Source organism: Avibacterium volantium (assembly GCF_900635775.1).
GTDB classification, from domain to species: Bacteria; Pseudomonadota; Gammaproteobacteria; order Enterobacterales; family Pasteurellaceae; genus Avibacterium; species Avibacterium volantium.
The window spans coordinates 746,284-768,561 of the sequence record NZ_LR134167.1 but is presented as its reverse complement, the minus strand read 5'-3'; the positions used below and the strand labels follow the sequence as shown (position 1 = coordinate 768,561).

Annotated in this window: 20 protein-coding genes and 1 tRNA gene; 11 read left to right on the top strand and 10 right to left on the bottom strand. The window is 42.0% G+C overall.

What is annotated here, in order from left to right; genetic code table 11:
- Positions 1–165: 165 nt before the first annotated feature.
- The 4 genes from lysM to clpX all read left to right on the top strand — a co-directional run bounded on the left by lysM (position 166) and on the right by clpX (position 4,111).
- Positions 166–609: a peptidoglycan-binding protein LysM gene (lysM, locus tag ELZ61_RS03800; protein WP_126371559.1), complete on the top strand. Its 444-nt coding sequence runs from the start codon at positions 166–168 to the stop codon at positions 607–609.
- A gap of 194 nt (positions 610–803) precedes the next feature.
- Positions 804–2,102: a trigger factor gene (tig, locus tag ELZ61_RS03795; RefSeq protein ID WP_126371557.1), complete on the top strand. Its 1,299-nt coding sequence runs from the start codon at positions 804–806 to the stop codon at positions 2,100–2,102.
- Positions 2,103–2,284: 182 nt separating this feature from the next.
- Complete coding sequence (gene clpP / locus ELZ61_RS03790; RefSeq protein ID WP_103855701.1) at positions 2,285–2,875, top strand: ATP-dependent Clp endopeptidase proteolytic subunit ClpP; 591 nt, start codon at positions 2,285–2,287, stop codon at positions 2,873–2,875.
- Between the two features lie 3 nt (positions 2,876–2,878).
- The gene (clpX, locus tag ELZ61_RS03785) at positions 2,879–4,111 is read left to right on the top strand and encodes an ATP-dependent protease ATP-binding subunit ClpX (protein ID WP_126371555.1); all 1,233 of its coding nucleotides are present in this window, start codon (positions 2,879–2,881) and stop codon (positions 4,109–4,111) included.
- 74 nt (positions 4,112–4,185) lie between these two features.
- Here clpX and rluC read toward each other — a convergent pair whose 3' ends face one another.
- Positions 4,186–5,163, bottom strand: a complete 978-nt coding sequence (gene rluC / locus ELZ61_RS03780) for a 23S rRNA pseudouridine(955/2504/2580) synthase RluC (protein ID WP_103855700.1) — start codon at positions 5,161–5,163, stop codon at positions 4,186–4,188.
- A 441-nt stretch (positions 5,164–5,604) separates the two neighbouring features.
- On the opposite strand from rluC, the gene rne reads away from it, so the two are divergent.
- The 3 genes from rne (at position 5,605) to ELZ61_RS10675 (ending at position 9,148) form a co-directional block, all read left to right on the top strand.
- The gene (rne, locus tag ELZ61_RS03775) at positions 5,605–8,445 is read left to right on the top strand and encodes a ribonuclease E (RefSeq protein WP_126371553.1); all 2,841 of its coding nucleotides are present in this window, start codon (positions 5,605–5,607) and stop codon (positions 8,443–8,445) included.
- 165 nt (positions 8,446–8,610) lie between these two features.
- Positions 8,611–8,700: transfer RNA gene (locus ELZ61_RS03770), tRNA-Ser, on the top strand.
- Positions 8,701–8,998: 298 nt separating this feature from the next.
- Positions 8,999–9,148: a hypothetical protein gene (locus ELZ61_RS10675; RefSeq protein WP_164550718.1), complete on the top strand. Its 150-nt coding sequence runs from the start codon at positions 8,999–9,001 to the stop codon at positions 9,146–9,148.
- A gap of 87 nt (positions 9,149–9,235) precedes the next feature.
- Here ELZ61_RS10675 and aspA read toward each other — a convergent pair whose 3' ends face one another.
- Complete coding sequence (gene aspA / locus ELZ61_RS03765; RefSeq protein WP_126371551.1) at positions 9,236–10,663, bottom strand: aspartate ammonia-lyase; 1,428 nt, start codon at positions 10,661–10,663, stop codon at positions 9,236–9,238.
- A 159-nt stretch (positions 10,664–10,822) separates the two neighbouring features.
- Positions 10,823–11,614, bottom strand: a complete 792-nt coding sequence (locus tag ELZ61_RS03760; protein ID WP_126371549.1) for a Cof-type HAD-IIB family hydrolase — start codon at positions 11,612–11,614, stop codon at positions 10,823–10,825.
- Between the two features lie 239 nt (positions 11,615–11,853).
- Here ELZ61_RS03760 and ELZ61_RS03755 point away from each other — a divergent pair, with 239 nt between their 5' ends.
- The 4 genes from ELZ61_RS03755 to ELZ61_RS03740 all read left to right on the top strand — a co-directional run bounded on the left by ELZ61_RS03755 (position 11,854) and on the right by ELZ61_RS03740 (position 14,954).
- A complete protein-coding gene (locus ELZ61_RS03755) occupies positions 11,854–12,828 on the top strand; it encodes a mannose/fructose/sorbose PTS transporter subunit IIB (RefSeq protein ID WP_126371547.1) in 975 nt (324 codons plus the stop codon).
- 16 nt (positions 12,829–12,844) lie between these two features.
- Complete coding sequence (locus ELZ61_RS03750) at positions 12,845–13,642, top strand: PTS mannose/fructose/sorbose transporter subunit IIC (protein ID WP_126371545.1); 798 nt, start codon at positions 12,845–12,847, stop codon at positions 13,640–13,642.
- Between the two features lie 15 nt (positions 13,643–13,657).
- Positions 13,658–14,488 (top strand): PTS mannose transporter subunit IID, encoded by an 831-nt coding sequence (manZ, locus tag ELZ61_RS03745; protein ID WP_103855754.1) that lies wholly within the window; start codon positions 13,658–13,660, stop codon positions 14,486–14,488.
- Positions 14,489–14,573: 85 nt separating this feature from the next.
- The gene (locus ELZ61_RS03740; protein WP_126371543.1) at positions 14,574–14,954 is read left to right on the top strand and encodes a hypothetical protein; all 381 of its coding nucleotides are present in this window, start codon (positions 14,574–14,576) and stop codon (positions 14,952–14,954) included.
- Between the two features lie 77 nt (positions 14,955–15,031).
- Here the strand turns inward: ELZ61_RS03740 and gshAB are convergent, their stop codons facing one another.
- The 7 genes from gshAB to ELZ61_RS03705 all read right to left on the bottom strand — a co-directional run bounded on the left by gshAB (position 15,032) and on the right by ELZ61_RS03705 (position 22,255).
- The gene (gene gshAB, locus ELZ61_RS03735) at positions 15,032–17,308 is read right to left on the bottom strand and encodes a bifunctional glutamate--cysteine ligase GshA/glutathione synthetase GshB (RefSeq protein WP_126371541.1); all 2,277 of its coding nucleotides are present in this window, start codon (positions 17,306–17,308) and stop codon (positions 15,032–15,034) included.
- Between the two features lie 190 nt (positions 17,309–17,498).
- On the bottom strand, positions 17,499–17,837 hold the full coding sequence (gene fdx, locus ELZ61_RS03730; RefSeq protein ID WP_017805156.1) for an ISC system 2Fe-2S type ferredoxin: 339 nt from the start codon (positions 17,835–17,837) through the stop codon (positions 17,499–17,501).
- Between the two features lie 5 nt (positions 17,838–17,842).
- The gene (gene hscA, locus ELZ61_RS03725; protein ID WP_126371539.1) at positions 17,843–19,708 is read right to left on the bottom strand and encodes a Fe-S protein assembly chaperone HscA; all 1,866 of its coding nucleotides are present in this window, start codon (positions 19,706–19,708) and stop codon (positions 17,843–17,845) included.
- A gap of 11 nt (positions 19,709–19,719) precedes the next feature.
- Positions 19,720–20,238 carry a Fe-S protein assembly co-chaperone HscB gene (hscB, locus tag ELZ61_RS03720; protein WP_126371537.1) on the bottom strand — a complete coding sequence of 173 codons (519 nt, stop codon included), beginning with the start codon at positions 20,236–20,238 and terminating at the stop codon, positions 19,720–19,722.
- 11 nt (positions 20,239–20,249) lie between these two features.
- A complete protein-coding gene (iscA, locus tag ELZ61_RS03715; protein WP_035686194.1) occupies positions 20,250–20,573 on the bottom strand; it encodes an iron-sulfur cluster assembly protein IscA in 324 nt (107 codons plus the stop codon).
- A gap of 62 nt (positions 20,574–20,635) precedes the next feature.
- A complete protein-coding gene (gene iscU / locus ELZ61_RS03710; protein ID WP_035686196.1) occupies positions 20,636–21,019 on the bottom strand; it encodes a Fe-S cluster assembly scaffold IscU in 384 nt (127 codons plus the stop codon).
- 21 nt (positions 21,020–21,040) lie between these two features.
- On the bottom strand, positions 21,041–22,255 hold the full coding sequence (locus tag ELZ61_RS03705; protein ID WP_126371535.1) for an IscS subfamily cysteine desulfurase: 1,215 nt from the start codon (positions 22,253–22,255) through the stop codon (positions 21,041–21,043).
- Positions 22,256–22,278: the final 23 nt, after the last annotated feature.

Below are 22,278 nucleotides of genomic sequence, written 5' to 3'. Positions count from 1 at the left end.
GGCGGCTATTTTAGTATAAAAGAAAGAAAAGTGCGGTGCTTTTTTGCGGAGAATTTTCAATTAATGTAAAGATCAAGATTATTTACAGAAGGCATATAGACTTATGAAGATGAATTGGGTAGGCTTAGCAACCTAACTCAATGTTTTATAAATAAGGAGCTAAAAATGGGTTTATTTGATTTTGTTGGCGATATTGGTCGAAAACTTTTCTCTAAAAAAGAAGAAGCCTCGGAAGCTGTGGAAAAACACATTGCGGAAGATAACCCAGGGGTGGAAAATCTTTCTGTTAAAGTGGAAGATGGCGTGGCTAAAATTGAAGGGAATGCAGCCTCTGCGGAAGCCTTAGAAAAGGCGATTTTAATGGCAGGTAACGTGGTAGGCATTAATTCAGTGAATGTCGATGGTGTAGCCATTGAAAACGGTGAAAGCCTAGCAACTGATGAAGAATTTTATGTGATCCAAAAAGGCGATACGCTTTGGAAAATTGCAGAAAAAGCCTATGGTAATGGGGCAAAATATACCGCTATCGTTGAAGCCAATAAAGAAGTGATCAAAGATGCGGATAAGATCTTCCCGGGGCAGAAAATTCGTTTACCAAAATCACTTTAATTAATCGCATAGCAAAAGCCTTATTCTGTAAGGCTTTTCTTTTTTAGCGTAAAAAATAGCCAGTTGTGGTTTTTTATTTCTCAACATCTCGACTGGCGAGCGTTGTATCGCTATAATTTGGTGTCTTTTTAACTTTTTACTAACGTGTTCGGTGTTAGTGTTCGCCGAGTGCAAATTCATTTTGAGGTAACATAATGTCATTTAATATTGAAACAACTCAAGGTCTTGAGCGTCGTGTAACTATCACCGTTCCTGCTGAAACCGTAGATCAAGCGGTGCGTGAAGAATTAAAACGTGTCGCAAAAAATGCACGCGTAGATGGTTTCCGTAAAGGTAAAGTACCACCACATATTATTGAAAAACGTTTTGGTGCATCTGTGCGTCAAGATGTGTTAGGTGATTTATTACAAAAACACTTCTTCAACGTACTTGTAGATAGCAAAGTGAATCTTGCTGGTCGTCCAACTTTCAACGTTGAACAGTTTGAAGCTGGCAAAGATCTTGTTTTCACCGCAACCTTTGAAGTGTATCCAGAAGTAGAATTAAAAGGTTTAGATCAAATCAAAGTAGAAAAACCTGTTGTTGAAATCAGCGAAACAGACATTGACAAAATGGTTGATGTGTTACGCAAACAACAAGCAACTTGGGAAGAAACTCAAGAGCCAGCAAAAGCTGATGATCGTGTAACTATTGATTTCGTTGGAACCGTTGATGGCGAAGAATTTGAAGGCGGAAAAGCAACAGACTTCGTATTAGCGATGGGGCAAGGCAGAATGATCCCTGGTTTTGAAGAAGGTATCATTGGCCACAAAGCCGGTGATCAATTTGATATTGATGTCACTTTCCCAGAAGAATATCACGCAGAAAACTTAAAAGGTAAAGCCGCGAAATTCGCGATTACCTTGAAAAAAGTAGAAGTAATGATATTACCTGAATTAACAGATGAATTCGTGGCAAAATTCGGCCCGAACACCAAAACTGTGGCAGATTTACGCGCAGAAATCGCGAAAAATATGCAACGTGAATTGAAAAATGCCTTAACTGCACGCGTAAAAAATCAAGTTATCGAAGGGTTAATTGAACAAAACCCAATTGATGTACCAGCTGCAGCCGTTGAGCAAGAAATTGAAGTGTTGCGTCAACAAGCAGCACAACGTTTTGGTGGCAATGCACAACAAGCGGCACAATTACCACGCGAATTATTTGAAGAGCAAGCAAAACGCCGCGTTCAAGTTGGTTTATTGCTTTCTGAAGTGATCGCATCAAATGAATTAAAAGCGGACGAAGCACGCGCTGACGCAATGATTCAAGATATTGCTTCTGCTTACGAACAACCAGCAGAAGTGGTGGAATACTACAAAAACAACAAAGAATTAATGAACAATATTCGTAACGTTGTTTTAGAAGATCAAGCCATTGATGCCGTGTTAGCGAAAGCACAGGTAACTGAAAAACCAGCATCATTTGATGAAGTAATGAATCCACAAGCATAATTTGCTGTAACTCATTGATTTCAAAGTGCGGTCGTTTTTTTCACAAAAATGACCGCACTTTTGTTATATAATTCACCCTTCAAGTGGCTTGAACTTAACTCAGTGCAAAGCAATGGTTTAAATTCAATTTACTATAATTTTTATAACCCTTTGATAGAAAAGGAAAACCAATGGAGAATACAATGGCTTTAATTCCTATGGTGGTTGAACAAACCGCGCGTGGCGAACGTTCTTACGATATTTATTCACGTTTATTAAAAGAGCGTATTATTTTTCTAAGCGGTCAAGTTGAGGACAATATGGCGAATTTAATCGTGGCTCAACTGCTGTTTTTAGAATCAGAAAATCCAGATAAAGATATTAGCCTGTATATTAATTCACCGGGCGGTGTGGTAACGGCAGGAATGGCAATTTATGACACAATGCAATTCATCAAACCTGATGTGCGTACCCTATGTATTGGGCAAGCCTGCTCAATGGGCGCATTTTTGTTAGCGGGCGGCGCACCGGGTAAACGTGCAGCATTGCCAAATGCACGCGTGATGATTCACCAACCGTTAGGTGGCTATCGTGGACAAGCTTCGGATATTCAAATCCACGCACAAGAAATCTTAAAAATTAAACACACCTTAAATGAAAGATTAGCGTTCCACACAGGACAGCCTTTTGAAAAAGTGGAACAAGACACCGACCGTGATAATTTTATGACCGCCGAAGAAGCGAAATTATACGGTTTAATTGATGAAGTATTAGTGAAAAGAGAAACGGAATAAGTTATGACAACAGAACAACAGCTCCATTGCTCAATGTGCGGCAAGGAACGCAGTGAAGTGCAAAAATTGATCGCAGGTGAAGACGGTGCGATTTGTAACGAATGTATCGAGCTTTGCCATAATTTGCTGGTTGATGCCGAAAAGCAAGAGCAAGCGGAAGCAAATCAAACTACAGAATTACCAACCCCACACGAAATTCGCGCCCATTTAGATGATTATGTTATCGGGCAAGATTATGCCAAAAAAGTGCTAGCGGTAGCAGTATATAACCACTACAAACGCCAGCAAGTAGGGTATAAATCAGATGACGTGGAATTAGGTAAAAGCAACATTTTGCTAATTGGTCCAACAGGAAGCGGAAAAACCTTGCTCGCGGAAACCTTAGCAAGAACCTTAAATGTGCCTTTCGCAATGGCAGATGCCACCACGCTAACCGAAGCAGGTTATGTGGGGGAAGATGTGGAAAACGTGCTGCAAAAATTATTGCAAAATTGTGATTATGACATCGAAAAAGCAGAGAAAGGCATTATTTACATTGATGAGATTGATAAAATCACGCGTAAATCTGAGAATGCGTCAATCACCCGTGATGTATCAGGGGAAGGCGTGCAACAAGCCTTGCTGAAATTAATTGAAGGCACAATTTCTTCCATTCCACCACAAGGCGGACGCAAACACCCACAGCAAGAAATGTTACGCCTTGATACGTCTAAGATCTTGTTTATTTGTGGTGGCGCGTTTGCAGGCTTAGAAAAAATCGTAGAAAAACGTGTTCACGTTGGCAGCGGCATCGGTTTTGGCGCGGAAGTAAAAGGGCAGAACGATAAAGCCACACTGACCGAATTATTCACTCAAGTTGAGCCAGACGACTTAATGAAATTTGGCTTAATTCCAGAGTTTATCGGACGTTTACCTGTGATTGCACCGCTTGCAGAATTAGATGAAGAAGCCCTAATTCAAATTCTTACCGAGCCGAAAAACGCACTCACCAAGCAATACCAAGCCTTGTTTGGGTTTGAAAATGTTACCCTTGAATTTACGCGCGAAGCCTTAGTGGCAATGGCGAAGAAAGCATTAGAGCGTAAAACAGGCGCGCGCGGTTTGCGTTCTATCGTAGAGGGATTGCTGCTTGACACAATGTATGACTTACCATCAATTGAAAATCTTGAAAAAGTGATTATTGATGAAAATACCGTTGTGGATAACGAACCACCGAAAATGATCTACAAATCTTAAGGGCAAAAGGCTTAAACGCGTTTAAAATAAAGTGCGGTGGAAATTTTTTCAATTTTTCCACCGCACTTATTTTTTTAGCTAAATTTTTGTTGGCGTAAGCGTTTTAAAATCTCTTTGAGCTTACTTTCAAGTGGCGCAGTGAGCGTTAAGGTTTCCTGCGTTTTTGGGTGTTCAAGGCGAATGGCATAAGCGTGCAAAAACAACCGATCTAAACCTAATTCCGCCATTTGACTATCAAACTGTTTATCGCCATATTTGCTGTCTAAGGCGATGGGGTGGCCAGCATATTGTGTATGCACACGAATTTGGTGAGTTCGCCCAGTAACAGGGGAGGCTTTTACCAAGGTGGCATTGTCATAGCGTTCTTCAATGCTAAATAAGGTTTCTGACGGTTTGCCTTGCTCGCTTACGCGCACAATCCGTTCGCCGCCAGCTAATTCATTTTTCAGCAAGGGCGCTTTAATCGCTTTGCAGTGAGATTGCCATTGCCCACGTACTAAGGCGAGATAATCTTTGCGTACGGTTTTATTACGCAGTTGCTCGTGCAAATGGCGTAATGCCGAGCGTTTTTTCGCCACTAATAAAATGCCTGAAGTATCCCGATCCAAACGATGAACTAATTCTAAAAAACGTGCTTCAGGACGCAATGCTCTTAAGGCTTCAATTACGCCAAAATCTAATCCGCTGCCACCGTGTACCGCAATGCCCGAAGGCTTATTGAGTACCAATAACGCATCATCTTCAAAAATAATTTGCTGTTCTAATTGTGCAACTTTGTTGAGCTTTTTCGATACTGGCGCTTGCGTTTTCTCACTCACGCGTACAGGCGGCACGCGCACAATATCACCACTTTGCAGTTTATATTCTGGCTTAATTCGTCCTTTATTTACCCGCACTTCACCCTTGCGCAAAATGCGATAGATTAAACTTTTCGGCACGCCTTTGAGCTTATTTAACAAATAGTTATCAATGCGTTGGCCTGCTTCATCTTCGCTAATCTGCAACATTTTTACGCTAGGATTTACAATTTTTTCATCAGTTTTATTCGACATTGGTTTCAATTTATCCTTTGCAAAATTGGGCGGATTATAGCACAAATGCACGGATTTACCTTGCTAAAAAATCCCTATCGTTAGATAATAGAGCGAATTTTTGCCAGCTTACTGGGAAAAATGAAATAAGTGTAAAGAATAACGCTGCAAACGGCATAAGACGTTGTTTTATAAAATAAATTTCGTCTAATTTGATTTTGTTACTGTGATGGCAGAATGAAAATTAGACAATGAGTGTGATAAAAATCACCCACGCTTGCAAAATAATTATTTCAGTCATTTTGTTTGTATCGAAAATTGTTCTTCGATAACGCAATCAATGCACCCAGCAACTGACAGTCGAGAGAATGACATTTTGCGACAGACACGAGGTCGATTGCGAAGCCAAAGTGCGGTGGTTTTTTATGACAAATTTAAGATGAAAATATAAGAGAAAATCGAATGAAAAGAATGTTAATCAACGCAACCCAAAAAGAAGAGTTGCGTGTTGCCCTTGTTGATGGGCAACGTTTGTTCGACTTGGACATTGAAAGTCCAGGCCACGAACAAAAAAAGGCCAATATTTATAAAGGCCGTATCACCCGTGTTGAACCTAGCCTTGAAGCCGCATTTGTTGATTACGGTGCGGAACGCCACGGTTTCCTTCCTTTAAAAGAAATTGCTCGTGAATACTTCCCTGCGGATTATGTGTATCAAGGTCGCCCAAATATTCGTGATATTTTGCACGAAGGGCAAGAAGTTATCGTTCAAGTAAACAAAGAAGAACGTGGCAACAAAGGGGCGGCGCTCACCACTTTCGTTTCCTTAGCAGGTAGCTATTTGGTGATTATGCCAAATAATCCAAGAGCTGGCGGAATTTCTCGCCGCATTGAAGGGGAAGAACGTTTAGAATTAAAAGAAGCCTTAAGCTCGCTTGATGTGCCTGAGGGTGTAGGTTTAATCGTGCGTACTGCAGGCGTGGGCAAATCCCCAGAAGAATTACAGTGGGATTTAAAAGTTCTGTTACACCATTGGGAAGCTATTAAACAAGCCTCTGAAAGCCGTCCAGCGCCATTTTTAATTCACCAAGAAAGTGATGTGATTGTCCGCGCGATTCGTGATTACTTACGCCGTGATATTGGCGAAATTTTGATTGATAATCAAAAGGTTTATGAAAAAGCCAAAGCGCACATTAAATTAGTGCGTCCTGATTTCATCAATCGCGTTAAACTCTATCAAGGCGAAATGCCATTATTCAGCCATTATCAAATTGAATCGCAAATTGAATCCGCCTTCCAACGTGAAGTGCGTTTACCGTCTGGTGGCTCGATTGTGATTGATGTGACTGAAGCGCTTACTGCCATTGATATTAACTCGGCACGCTCAACTCGTGGTGGCGACATTGAAGAAACCGCGCTCAACACGAACCTTGAAGCGGCTGATGAAATTGCTCGTCAATTACGCTTGCGTGATTTAGGTGGCTTAATTGTTATCGACTTCATTGATATGACCCCAATTCGTCATCAACGTGAAGTGGAAAATCGTATGCGTGATGCGGTGCGTCAAGATCGTGCGCGTATTCAAATTAGCCGCATTTCTCGTTTTGGCTTATTAGAAATGAGCCGCCAGCGTTTAAGCCCGTCTTTAGGGGAGTCTTCCCATCACGTTTGCCCGCGTTGTCAAGGCACAGGGAAAATTCGTGATAACGAATCCCTCTCGCTGTCCATCTTACGTTTATTGGAAGAAGAAGCGATCAAAGAAAACACCAAACAAGTTCACACCATTGTGCCGGTCCAAATTGCTTCTTACCTGCTTAATGAAAAACGTAAAGCCATTAGCAGCATTGAAAAACGCCATAACGTAGATATTGTGGTTGCCCCAAATGAGGCAATGGAAACACCGCATTTCAGCGTATTCCGTGTGCGTGAGGGGGAAGATGTTCACGAGTTAAGTTATAACTTAGCCAAATTACATCAAGATCAAGATGATAATTTCGCCGCAGAAGAATCTTTGGTTACGCGCAATATTGAAACTGCGGCAGTAACTACTGAAAGCGTGCTAGAAAATGCAGCGGTATCTTTAGCGATTGAAACGCCAGCGCCAATGCCTGTGGCGAAGAAGGAAAATAAACCTTCATTAATTTCGCGTATTTTAGCGAAAATTAAATCGCTCTTTGTGGAAGAAAAAGAAACAAAGAAAACGCCAAATCGTTCTAATAAAAACAACCGCCGCCGCAATCAAGAACGCCGCAACACGCGCCGTAATCGTAATGAAAATGGGCGTAATGTGGAAGATAAGCGTCAAGAGAAAGTGGTGGAACAAGAAACACGTTCGTCCCGTAAGGCAAAAAAAGCACAAGCTGATGAAAACCAGCAAAATCATCTTGTTGAAACTAAGGTGATTGAAGAAGTGGTTGAGCAAGCGCAACCACGCCGCCAACGCCGTGATTTACGCAAAAAGGTGCGTGTTGCCGAAGTGCAAGAACCTGCTGCAGCAACAACAGAAACAGCGGAAGTGGTGGAAACGCACCAATTTGCAGCATTACCTGTTCAAAAAGACTCTGTTGAAGTCAATGCAGTAGAAAATGTGGTAACGCCAGCGCTTGAAATTGAGGAAAATACAGAGAGCGGTGAAAAACGTCGTGATAATCGTCGCCGTTTACCACGTCATTTACGCGTGAATAATCCTCGCCGTCGTCGTCAATCGCAAGGTGAAGAAAAATCACCAATGCCATTATTTGCCGCCGTGGCATCACCAGAATTAGCCAGTGGTAAAGTGTGGATTGATAGTAATGTATTTACCAATAATAAAGGCAATGCGTTTTTATCCGTAGATGAATTGCTTGAGCAACAAAATAATCAATCAGAAGCTGCAGTGGTAACGCCGGCAACGAAATTGATTGTGCAAAACAGTGCTGATGAACCTAAACCATTAGCGGGATTTATTACCCAGCCTGCGAATGAATCGGTAGAGAAGAAAGTTCAGGCTTCTTTACAGCGTTTAAATTCAGTGAGTGCAGAGCCTGCGGCTAATGCAGTGGAAGGGGTTTCTCAGCCAGCCAAAATTGAGGAAAAAACCGACCGCACTTATGAATTTACAGGGCGTTTAGGTACGGTATCTGCCGTGGAGCATACCAAAGCGCAAATGACTTTGGCGAAAGCGATTGAAAGTGAAAATACGGCTTACCCAATCGTACAATGGAAAGAATCACGTTACTATTTCTATGGGCGTGGTTCAGCTGGTCATCATAGTGCGATTAGCCACGTTTATTCCGAGCCAACCAAAGCGGTAGCTGAAGAATAATTGCTTTCCTGATTGAATTAAAACCGAGCATTAATATTCTTAATGCTCGGTTTTTTGTTTAAGCCCTAATCAAGTTGATGTAAAAAAAAGCAATCAAATTAATTTTTTATTTTCTTGCTTGACTTGGTATAGCAAAATTCGTATTATTCACCTCGCTTAAATCACGGAGGAATGGTCGAGTGGTTGAAGGCACCGGTCTTGAAAACCGGCGAGGGTTTACGCCCTCCGTGAGTTCGAATCTCACTTCCTCCGCCATAAAATTCTTGAGAAAGCCCTCTTTAATAAAGAGGGCTTTTTCTTTGCCTAAAATTTTATTTGTTATTTTCTGTTTAGGGTTATTACGAAATTCTTTTCATTTTGTTATCTCCCGTTTTTCCTAAATAAAAATCTTTAAACCACTTTAAAATACAGCGATGAAAGACATTGTGAAAATTGTTCTCACCTAATCGCAGTGTGGAATTCATTGTGCTGTTTTAGGAAAATGCCAGCATTGCTTGCGTGATCAAACTTGCCTTGGTACGTTGGTAATGGAACTAAAGAAAGGAAAAGTATTTTGTTTAAGCACAATATTCAAATCAAATTGATTGGTAAGATTAGTAATGATACAGCAAATCAGGTAGCAAAACTGCTTACATTTGCGGTGTTAGCTATGGCGTTAGCTGTTTTGTTGGGAATGGGGGCGACACTGTTTAGTTATTTTTAGTGAATACATTCTTTCATTGGTTAAAAAATAAGTGCGGTGGAAAATTTGGAAATTTTTCACCGCACTTAATTATTTTGTTAAATGTGATTATTCTTCTTCGGTAAAGCGAGTAGCTTTATAGCGTGGATTCATCAGATTTTCTAAAGAAAGAATATCATCAAGTTGCTCTTCCGTGAGCAGGCGGCGTTCAAGGACAACTTCACGCACGCTTTTTCCTGTCTCGGCGCAGATCTTACCTACAATATCACCATTATGGTGTCCGATAAACGGATTCAGGTAAGTTACAATTCCAATAGAATTTAGTACATAGTTTTGGCACACTTCACGGTTTACGGTAATGCCATTTATGCATTTATCACGCAAGTTCACGCACGCATTGCTAAGAAGTGAAATGGATTCAAACATTGCTTGACCAATCACCGGTTCCATTACGTTGAGCTGTAATTGCCCTGCTTCTGCGGCGAAAGTCACGGTGGTGTCGTTACCGATCACTTTAAAGCACACTTGATTCACCACTTCTGGCACAACAGGGTTTACTTTGGCTGGCATAATGGACGAACCTGCTTGTAATTCTGGCAAGTTGATTTCATTTAAACCTGCTCTTGGGCCTGAAGATAAAAGACGTAAGTCATTACATACTTTGGATAATTTCACCGCAGTGCGTTTTAAGGCACTGTGAACCATCACATAAGCGCCGCAGTCGGAAGTGGCTTCGATTAAGTTTTCAGAAGGTACGCAAGGTAGTTGGCTTACTTCAGCAAGGTATTTCACCGCTAGTTCCGCATATCCTTCAGGGGTGTTTAACCCCGTACCAATGGCGGTTGCGCCAAGATTGACTTCAAGCAGTAATTTTGCTGTGCGTTTTAGGTTACGCACTTCTTCTTCCAATAACACGGAGAAAGCCTTAAATTCTTGCCCTACGGTCATTGGCACGGCATCTTGTAATTGGGTGCGTCCCATTTTTAGCACATCGGCAAACTCTTTGGCTTTAGCTTCAAAACCTTTTTGTAGATAACGGATATTTTTCAGCAAGTGCATAATGCTGTTATATACCGCAATGCGGAAGCCCGTTGGGTAGGCATCATTGGTGGATTGGCTGGCATTAACGTGATCCATTGGATCGATAATGTCGTATTCGCCTTTTTTATGCCCGAGCAATTCCAATGCAAGGTTGGCAATCACTTCATTGGTGTTCATATTCACGGAAGTGCCTGCACCGCCTTGATACACATCGGTTGGGAATTGATCCATACAGCGTCCATTTTCTAGCACTTCATCACAGGCTTTGACAATGGCATTGGCAATTTTTTTCGGAATTGCCCCTAGCTCACCATTGGCTAGCGCGGTGGCTTTTTTCACCATCACCATTCCGCGTACAAATTCTGGCACGTCAGAAATGGTATCATCTGAAATGTTGAAATTTTCCATTGCACGCAACGTGTGAATGCCCCAATAGGCATCATTTGGCACTTCGCGTTTGCCTAATAAATCCACTTCAATACGAGTATTTTTCATAATAATTTCCTTATGCTCGGTTGTTCGTGAAATCATTATAGTCATTTCATTAGGCGAAAAAATTGAGCTAGATCACATTGCGAAAAAGGGATCTAAGATATTAATTTATTGCTAGAATTAGATTTTTTTGTGCTTCGAGGCGGAAAGCATTTTACCGCCTTAACAGGAAAGCGAAAAAATGTTCCTTAAACTTAATGCAATGCCGTTTTCATCATTGCTCGCAGTGACTTGTTTGGCAATGCGTTTAATTTCCTCTGGTGAATTGCCCATTGCAATGCCTAGGCCCACATATTGCAGCATATCAAGATCATTAAAATTATCGCCAAAAGCAATGATGTCTGCTTTATCTACGGCTGCTCGCTGTGCCATAAATTGAATGGCATTGGCTTTGGTTGCCGCTTTGTTCATTATTTCTAAATATTCTTTTTTAGAACGGTAGATAGAAAGCTGTGGAAATTGTTGTTTGAGCAAAGGTTCAATTTGCTCAATCAGTGCTGCTTCTCCCATTAATAAAATTTTGTGAACATTGCTTAAATGTTGCGGTTTTTCTTTTGCTCTTAGCCCTGTGATGCCGCTTTCTTGCTTAATCCAATGGCTGTCTAAATCTGTGGTAAACCAATCAAGATGAGAATAATAGCTCACTGAAAGCGTAGGGTACTGGGCTAAGATCTGATCCAGTTGAGGCAAAAGCGTATTTTCTAAGGTGATGGAATAAAGTGCGGTGAGATTTTTGTCTAAAATTAATGCCCCGCTGTAGCAGACAATTTCATTTTCATTATGAAGTTGTTCCATATAAGGCAAAATAGCGTAAGGGGGGCGCGCGGAAACAGGAATAAAAGGAATGCCTTGCTGCATAATGCGTTGTATGGCTTGTGCCGTTGCAGGGCTAATTTGATGTTGGCTATTTAGCAAGGTGCCGTCCATATCTGAGAAAACCATTTTGTATGCCATTGTCTTTACTCCTTTTCGAGCCAAATTGCGTTTTCATTCTAAAAATCCCTCAGTAAAAAGTAAAGGTTATGTAAATAGCTGATCTTTTCTTCGTTTCTTTTTGTGACACAGATCATATTTTCAACAAAAAGACGTTTAATCTGCCAAAAATTAGGATTACACTTTCTGAGTATTTGCAATCGGTTGCATTGCTTTACTTATTTTGCTGAAACGTTTTTTCAAACAAGTTTGGAGGTTATATGACCCATATTATTGTTGCAACGCACGGTAAATTTTCAGAAGAACTGGTAAATTCAGCGGCAATGGTTTACGGCGAAGATGAAAATACCCACGTTGTAACCTTTTTACCAGGTGAGGGTGGTGAGCATTTAGTCGAGAAATATCAGGCGATTATTGCCCAATTACCAGAAAATGAACCCGTTTTATTTTTGGTGGATTTATTTGGTGGTAGCCCTTATAACGCGGCAAGCCGTGTTGCCACAATGCGTGGAGAAAATACGGATATTGTAACTGGCGTGAATTTGCCAATGCTGCTTGAAGTGCTGGATGCGAAAGACGGCGCTTCTCTCGCGGAATTAGTGAGTACGGCAAAAGAAGTAGGGGTGGCGGCAGTGCGTTCGTTCCAGCCTGAGAAAACCACAACAAAACAGGCAGCGCCTGCTCAAGTTGCCACTTCAGAAACGCCAAAAACTTCAGAAAAAAGCACCGCACTTACTGGCAATATGAATATTTCCTTATTACGTATTGATAGCCGTTTAATCCACGGTCAGGTTGCGACTTCTTGGGCAAAAGCGGTGAAGTGCGAAGCGATTTTTGCGGTGAGTGATGAAGTGTCTGAAGATCCCATTCGCCGTGATTTGCTTTTGCAAGTTGCGCCAGAACATTTGAAATCCTATGTGATCCCCGTAGAAAAAGCCATTAAGGTTTACCACAATCCGAAATACGCAGGGAAGAATATTCTGTGGCTGGTAACCAATCCAACAGATATTGTTCGCCTAATTGAAGGGGGCGTGAAAGTGGATAAAGTAAATGTGGGCGGTATGACTTATAAAGAAGGCAATCAACAGCTTTCACAAGCGGTTACGGTTAATCAACAAGATGTGGAAGCCTTCCGCAAATTATTAGACTTAGGGGTTGATTTGAGCTTACAACAAGTGGCAAGCAGCCCGAAAGAACCATTAACCAAACAAAAACTTGACGCATTAAAATTCTAATTAAGAGGACTTATTTATGACGACTATGGAAATTATCCTCGTTACCCTTGTTGCCGCAATTTGCGGTATGGGAAGCGTGTTAGATGAAAGACAAACTCACCGTCCACTAGTGGCTTGTACGCTAATTGGTTTAGTGCTAGGTGATATTACTTCTGGCATTATTATTGGCGGTACGCTTGAAATGCTTGCGCTTGGCTGGATGAACGTTGGGGCAGCAATGGCGCCTGATGCAGCCTTAGCCTCGGTGATCGCAGCTATTTTGGTGATCAAGGGCGGGCAAGATAAAGGCACGGCGATCGCTATCGCCATTCCTGTGGCAGCCGCAGGGCAGGTGCTAACCATTTTTGTGCGAACCCTCACGATTTTCTTACAACATAAAGCCGATGATTTTGCTAAACAGGCGAATTTCAGAGGTATTGAATTGTGCCATTTTTCAGGCTTAGCCTTACAAGCATTAAGGGTAGCTATTCCAACTTTCTTCGTGGCATTAGTGGCAGGCACAGATACCGTAACCACAGCTTTAAATGCGATTCCTGACGTGGTAACTCGTGGCTTGCAAATTGCAGGGGGCTTCATCGTGGTTGTGGGTTATGCAATGGTGATTAATATGATGCGTGCTGGCGCATTAATGCCGTTCTTTTTTGTGGGCTTCGTGATTGCTTCATTCTCTAACTATAACCTTGTTGGCTTAGGTTTATTAGGGGCTTGTTTAGCATTAATTTATATTCAATTAAACCCACGTTTTAATCAGGCAACCTTGCCTGCTGCAAGTGCGAAAAAAGAACTTGCCGATGATGAACTTGAAGGTCTATAAGAGAAGGAATTGATTATGTCAGAGAAAAAACAATTAACTAAAGCAGATATTCGTAGCACTTACTGGCGTTCGACATTTTTATTAGGCTCATTTAACTTTGAGCGTATGCAAGCAATGGGTTTTTGTGTATCAATGATCCCCGCAATCAAGCGCTTATATAGCAAAAAAGAAGATCAAGCCGATGCGTTAAAACGCCACCTTGAATTTTTTAATACGCAACCTTGGGTTGCCTCGTCAATCATTGGTGTTACAGCAGCAATGGAACAAGAACGCGCTAACGGCGCGACAGACATTGATGACGCTGCGATTAGTGGCGTGAAAGTGGGGCTAATGGGGCCATTAGCTGGTGTGGGTGATCCTATTTTCTGGGGAACATTACGCCCTGTTCTCGCCGCCTTAGGGGCAGGTTTAGCCATTAGCGGAAGCCTATTAGGGCCATTGTTATTCTTTATCGGCATTAACATTTTCCGTGCCTTAACCCGTTGGTATGGTTTCCATTATGGTTATGCGAAAGGAACAGAAATTGTGCAGGATATGGGCGGTGGTCGCTTACAAAAACTCACCCAAGGGGCCTCTATTCTGGGGTTATTTGTAATGGGGGCGCTGGTATCCAAATGGACAACCATCAATATTCCACTTGAACTCTCGCGCTATGTCAATTCACAAGGGCAAGAAGTGGTAACGACAGTGCAAAGCGTGTTAAATGAACTGCTTCCGGGGCTTGCCGCGTTAGGTTTAACCTTCTTATGTATGTATTTATTGCAGAAAAAAATTAATGCAATGTATATTATTTTTGCCTTGTTTGGTGTGGGCATTGTGGGATACTATTTCGGTATTTTAGCCTAACTAAAATTTACTAAAGGGCGGTGTTAAAAACCGCCTTTTTTATTAGAGTAAATAAATTGATAATGATAATAAAAAGGAAAGTTTGATGAAGTTAAAAGATCTAATTAATCCACCAGAAAATGAAAGCTATTTAAAAAATAGTTCCAAATTAATCACCGCACTTTTTATTATTGGCGGCATTGCTTATTACCCAACCAAAGGCTATGGCACGGTAATTGCTCTTGTGATCGCCTTAATGATATTAGTCGGACAAAAATTATTACTTTCACAAATTAATAAAGATTTTGCCGATATGTATTTTGCCAAAGAACAATTTGAAAAACTGGGCAATAAAACCTATTTAGAATTTATTGTCGCCCGCTCAAGCCAAATTTTACAAGACAATAAAGTATTATCTGAAAAAGGAAAGCAAGAATTAAACGCATTGCAACAATACGCCACGTCAGCCTTAGCAAAGCACCAATAAGATTATTTAAAGAATAAAAAATAGGCTTAAAAATTTAAGCCTATTTTTATTAAAATTTAGAAAAAAAGCACCGCACTTTAGTTTGGCAATTCTGGGAATAACATTTTAATCACGTCCAATGTGAGGCGGCGGGATTTTCCTGAGTAAGGGAAAATGTGCATCATCATCATTGGATTAAAATTGGCTTCAATTACGCCCCAAGATTGCAAGCTTGGCTCAGCGGGCTTGTGGAGATCAGGAATAATGAGATCCACGCCGCAGACTGCAGCGCCCATTGCCTTGGTGATGCCAACTGCGAGTGCTTTATAGCTCGGGTGCATTTCATCGGTCATATCAATGCTATCACCGCCTGTGCTGATGTTTGAATTGGCACGCAGTTGCACGATACGCCCCGCATCGGGAATGCTGTCCACGGTTAAACCTTGTTCTTTGAGCTGGAGTTTTTCAATATCGCCAAGAGCGATTTTTTTCAGCGGGGTACGGCTGCCGTCGCCACGCAATGGGTGATCATTTTTTGCTGCCACTAATTCCGCAACGCTATGTTTACCATCGCCCACCACGTTAGCAGGAACGCGTAACAGCACGGCAAGGGTTTCTTCACCCAACACAAAGAAACGATATTCCGTACCACTTAAATAATCTTCCACCATCACTTCTTTATCTTCACGGAAAGCGATTTCAATGGCTTTGGCAAAATCTTCACGGTTGCTGACGCCTTGTTGGAAAATAGTAATGCCTAAGCCGTAGTTGGTGGATTTGGGTTTAATCACCACCGCACGCCCTTCAAATAAGCCGTAATTCGCAATGGCTTGTTCTGCGGAGGTAAATTCCAAACTTTGTGGCACGTTAAAGCCTGCTTTATGCAACACTTTTTTGGTTACCACTTTGTTTTCCATAATTAATGGTGAAATGTAGCTGTCTTTTGAGGTCATATTGCCGTTTTTCACATATTCAATATGATCGCCCACTTGCAAGCATAGGAACTGATCCTGCTCGTCCAAAATTTCTGTTTTAATGCCTTTTTGGATCAAATCAAACAATAACGCTTGAGTGGATAATTCCATATTATCAAAGGCTTCCAATGCATAAAAACGCTCAAAAGCATTGGCTTTATATTGTTGCGCAAGGGCTGCCCCAAGTTTTTGATAATCACCTGCTTTTTCAATGGCTTGCACTAAACGTCCGCCAAGGGTTAAAGCAGGATCGGCAAACTGTTGTAATTTTTGTTGCACGATTTCACTGATTTCTTGCGGTGCGTGAATCTCTTGCAACATGGCTAATAATTGATTTAATAATTGTTCACCTTCTGCGGCATATTGGGTTGGTGAAAGGGGATTTTCTAGTGCTACTTCAGCCAATCTTACCTTGCCTAATTCCACGCCATTTTGATCCACTGTTTCATCAAGCCAAATCATTAATAAGACGAAATAATGGATAAATTTCGCATCAGCAAGGGAAATGCCGTATTGTTCAAATGGGTTAAGATCGAACAATCTAAATTCTAAATATTGAATGCCGTTATTAAGTAATTCGCGGGCTTTTTTCGCACCGCGCAAACGCACATTAGAATAAAATTCTTTTTCGGCAATGAGCTTGCCTGTTTTCACCCAATGCTCAAGGCTTTCCACATAGCTTTCAATGCTATCAAAAGACACTTTAATTTCAGGATCATTCACATAGCCATATTGGCTTGAGCGCAGGCTACGTACATATTGTCCTGCTTTTAATGGGCTACCTTGTTTGAAATAATTGTCTTGCACCGTTGGTGTTGCAGCCAGCAAATAAAGTAAAACCCATTGATAACGAAGGAAATTCTTCGCCATTTTGAGGTATAAATCATTCTGAAATTGCACCGCACTTTGATATTCTGACTGCGCTTTAAAAAGGGTTTGTACTAGTTCAGGATCAAGCTGGAAGTTGTAATGAATCCCACTCACCATTTGCTTATTTTTGCCATAAGATTTCACTAAGTGTTCGCGGTAAGCCACATCTTCAGCATTGTCTAATTGCGCCACTTGAATTTGATCTTCTGGTGGTAAGCCTGCTGGCATACTGAGTGGGAACAAATATTCATCTTCTGGAATAGAACGCAGCACCACTTGATGAATGGCAGAAAGCCAACGCAGGCTATCTTCCAATTTATGCTGTGGCGGGGTGATTATTTCTACTTGGCTTTCAGCAAAATCCGTTTGAATATAAGGATGATACGATCGATTGCCAAAAACCTTAGGGTGTTCAGTGGTTACGATAGAACCGTCTGCGTGTACACGCTGGCTCTCTTTTTCAATCCCAAATGAGCCTTGTTGGAATAACAGCCCAAGATGGTTTTGTTTAATGGTTTGTTGGATTTTCATATTTTTCCTTCTATTCAAGGTCAGGACAATGCTGACTATTATCTAAGCTCATTACTAAAAAGGCAAAAACTAAATCTTTATGAGTTATAGCGATTTGATCTTAAACAAATCACGACATATTTCGCCATAAAATAGATAGGCGGATTTTACTCCGCCCCAGTTAAATCTTAGTTAGTTTGCTTAGCGATGCTTAATGCTCTTCTCTTGCGTGGTTTAAGCTGTATTTTGGAATTTCCACCACAAGATCTTCATTACCAATTTGGCACTGGCAGCTTAAACGGCTATCTACTTCTAACCCCCAAGCCTTATCTAGCATATCGTCTTCCGCTTCGCTGCTTTCATTTAAACTATCAAAGCCTTCGCGAATAATCACGTGGCAGGTGGTGCAAGCGCAGGATTTATCGCAAGCGTGTTCAATTTCAATGCCTGCATCTAATGCCACATCTAATAAATTATCCCCTTCGGCAGCGTCCACCACCATTCCTTCCGGACAAAGGGTTTCGTGAGGTAAAAAAATCACTTTAGCCATAATCACTATTCCTTAAAATTCTCAATTTCATCAATAGAATGCCCTGAAAGTACCGTTCTGATGGATTTATCCATACGGCGTGCGGCAAATTCTTGCGTGGCACGATCCAAGGCTTTAATGCCTTGCTTAATGGCAAGGCTATCTTCTTGTTGTACTAATTCTTGCAGCGAAATTAACGCATTTTTCACCGCACTTAATTCTTCATCATTAAGCAGACTTTCGTCTTGTTGCAAGGCAGAATGCACGCTTTCAATCACGCGAGTGGCTTCCACGCGCTGTTCCGCTAATAAACGTGCTTGAATGTCTTCTTTGGCGTTTTCCATTGAGGCTTTCAGCATTGCAGCAATTTCTTCATCGGTTAGCCCGTAAGAGGGTTTCACCTGAATGGAAGATTGCACACCAGTGGATTTTTCCATTGCGGTTACACTCAGCAAACCGTCTGCGTCCACTTGATAGGTAACACGAATATGCGCAGCCCCTGCTGCCATTGGCGGAATACCACGCAAGGTAAAACGAGCTAGGGATCGGCAATCTGCCACCATTTCACGCTCACCTTGCACAATATGCACGCTCATTGCGGTTTGGCCGTCTTTAAAGGTGGTGAACTCTTGCGCTCTTGCCACAGGAATGGTGGTGTTGCGTGGAATGATTTTTTCCACTAAACCGCCCATTGTTTCAATCCCTAATGAAAGCGGAATCACGTCCAGTAGCAGCATTTCGCTATCTGGCTTGTTGCCCACTAAAATATCCGCTTGAATAGCCGCACCAAGTGCTACAACTTTATCAGGATCGATAGAGGTTAATGGTTCACGTTGGAAAAACTCGCCCACTTTTTCACGCACAAACGGCACACGGGTTGAACCACCCACCATCACTACTTCACGCACATCTTGCGGACTGATGCCTGCATCTTTTAATGCACGGCGACAAGCCATTAATGAACGTTTCAGCAAAGGCTCAATGAGCTGATTAAAGGTTTCGCGGCTAATCTCACCTTGCCAATTTTGATATTCAACGCGGCTGCTTTGCGCGTCAGACAACTCGGTTTTCAGCTGTTTCGCTAAATTCCAAAGCTCACGGGTTTGTTGATCATTTTGCGGTGCAATGCCAGATTTTTCCACGATCCAATCGGCGATGAGATGATCGAAATCATCACCGCCCAATGCGGTATCACCGCCCGTAGCCAGCACTTCAAACACGCCTTTGGATAAACGCAAAATAGAAATATCAAAGGTGCCGCCGCCTAGATCGTAAACGGCAATAACGCCTTCTTGTCCACTGTCTAAGCCATAGGCAATGGCGGCAGCGGTGGGTTCGTTAAGTAAACGTAATACGTTTAACCCTGCCAATTTCGCGGCATCTTTGGTACTTTGGCGTTGTGCGTCATCAAAATAGGCTGGCACGGTGATCACCGCCCCTTGCAATTCGCCACCTAGGCGTTTTTCTGCAAGTGCGGTCAATTTTTTCAGAATTTCGCTTGAAACTTCAATCGGGCTACGCACACCTTGCGCGGTTTCAAATAAAGGCAAACCATTTTCACTTTGTTGAAAACGGTAAGGCAAATTCGGGTAGCGATGTTGCACGTCTGCCAAGGAACGGCCGATTAAACGCTTAACAGAAATAATGGTATTTTGCGGATCAAGACTGGCTAATTCCCCAGCTTCATACCCCACAAGCACGGGCTGATTGGCAGAAAAATTAACAATTGAAGGCGTTAATGCACGCTCTTTTTCGTCCAATAAAATTTCTGCCATTCCACTGCGCACGGTGGCAACAAGGGAATTGGTTGTGCCAAGATCAATGCCCACCGCTAATTTGTGTTGGTGCGGCGCGCTGGTTTGTCCTGGTTCCGCAATTTGTAATAAAGCCATTGTTATTCTCTTTAAAAATCCATTAAGTTGTCTTCAATGCGTTCAACTTCAAGTAACAGTTTTTTGATGAAACGTAAACGATCCGTCAGCATTTGTGCCGTTGCCCAATCTTGCGCAGAAAGTGTGGTGTTTAATTGGCTTAAAATTTCCTGCCGTTGTGCGCTGATTTGCTCAGAAAACTGCATTAGCACATCGCTGTCTTTCTGCTGTTCAATGTCTTCAAGCTCTTCGCGCCATTGCATTTGTTGCATTAAAAATGCCATATCTTGGCTGGTTTTTTCTTCCACATTTTGGCTGCCTAAATGCAAGGCAATAATGCTATCAGCACGGGCAATGGGATCTTTTAATATTTGCAAGGCATCATTCACTTCTGCCGATTTTTGCATTGCTAAACGCTGTTCTTGCGTTGAACGATGTGCAAAATTATCGGGATGCAGGGATTTTTGCAATGCCAAATAACGGTTATTCAAGAGATCAAGATCAAGTGAAAATGCCACTGGCAAATCAAACAATGCAAAAGGATTGTTCATTGGTGTTCCTATTAAACGTTAAAACTTTCGCCGCAGCCACATTCATCTTTCACGTTAGGATTGGTGAATTTGAACCCTTCGTTTAAGCCTTCTTTGACAAAATCCAGTTGTGTGCCGTTGAGATACACCAAGCTTTTGGTATCCACGATTACTTTCACACCGTGATCTTCAAAAACTTGATCGTCTTCGTTTAAGGTATCCACAAATTCAAGCACATAAGCCAAGCCTGAACAGCCTGAGGTTTTAATGCCTAAGCGTAACCCAATGCCTTTGCCACGGTTAGCAAGGAAGGTTTTGACGCGATTTGCTGCACTTTCGGTTAATGTTACGCTCATAAGGTTCTCCACAAAATGATGAAAAGTGGGGTTAAATTTCACCGCACTTTTATTTGCTTAAATTATTCGCCGCGTTTTGCTTTGTAATCAGCGATAGCTGCTTTAATGGCGTCTTCTGCCAAAATGGAGCAATGCACTTTTACTGGTGGAAGTTCTAATTCTTCCGCAATTTGGCTATTTTTGATGGCTTGAGCTTCATCAAGAGATTTGCCTTTCACCCACTCAGTGATCAATGAGCTTGAAGCAATGGCTGAACCGCAGCCGTAGGTTTTGAATTTTGCATCTTCAATAATGCCGTCATCATTCACTTTGATTTGTAACTGCATTACATCGCCACAAGCAGGCGCACCCACCATTCCGCTTCCCACGGTGGGATCTTTTTTGTCGAATGAACCTACGTTACGCGGGTTCTCATAATGATCGATTACTTTGTCGCTATATGCCATTTTTCTGTTCCTTTTGCTAAATTAATGGTGAGTCCACTCAATTGAGTTAAGATCAATGCCTTCTTTGAACATATCCCATAATGGGGATAATTCTCTTAATTTTTCCACCGCACCTTTCACCAGATTGATGGTGTAGTCAATCTCTTCTTCGGTGGTGTAACGTCCCACAGTAAAGCGGATTGAGCTGTGTGCAAGCTCATCGTTTAGTCCTAAAGCACGCAACACATAAGACGGCTCAAGGCTGGCTGAAGTACAAGCTGAACCTGATGAAACGGCAATATCACGCAATGCCATCATTAAGCTTTCACCTTCTACATAGTTGAAGCTGATGTTTAGGTTGTTGTCCACACGGTGTTCCATTGAACCATTTACATAGGTTTCTTCAATGTCTTTTAAGCCGTTGTACAAACGATCACGTAATGCTTTTAAGCGTGGCATTTCGGTTGCCATTTCTTCTTTACAAATGCGATAAGCCTCGCCCATACCCACGATTTGGTGAACAGGCAATGTACCTGAACGCATACCACGTTCGTGGCCGCCGCCGTGAATGATCGCTTCTAAACGAACGCGAGGTTTACGGCGTACATATAGCGCACCAATCCCTTTTGGCCCGTAAAGTTTGTGGCTTGACATAGACATTAAATCCACGTTCAGTTCCGCTAAATTGATCGGTAATTTACCTACGCTTTGGGTGGCATCGGTGTGGAAAATAATTTTGCGTTCACGGCATAGATCGCCAATGGCTTTAATATCTTGGATCACACCAATTTCGTTATTAACGTGCATAATCGACACTAAAATGGTGTCATCACGCATTGCATTTTTTAATTCTTCTAAGTCGATTAAACCGTCTGATTTCGGTGTTAAGTAGGTAACTTCAAAGCCTTCACGTTCTAATTGACGGCAAGTATCCAACACCGCTTTATGTTCGGTTTTGCAAGTGATGATGTGCTTGCCTTTGGTTTGATAAAAATGGGCAGCCCCTTTAATGGCAAGGTTGTCCGCTTCTGTTGCGCCTGACGTAAACACGATTTCACGGCTATCCGCACCGATTAAATCGGCAATGTGATTACGCGCCACATCAACGGCTTCTTCTGCTTGCCAGCCGAATTTATGAGAACGGGAAGCAGGGTTCCCGAACGTGCCTTCGATGGTTAAAAACTCCATCATTTTTTTGGCAACACGTTCGTCCACAGGGCAAGTTGCCGCATAATCTAAATAAATAGGTAATTTCATTCTACACTCCTAAAAAAATCTAT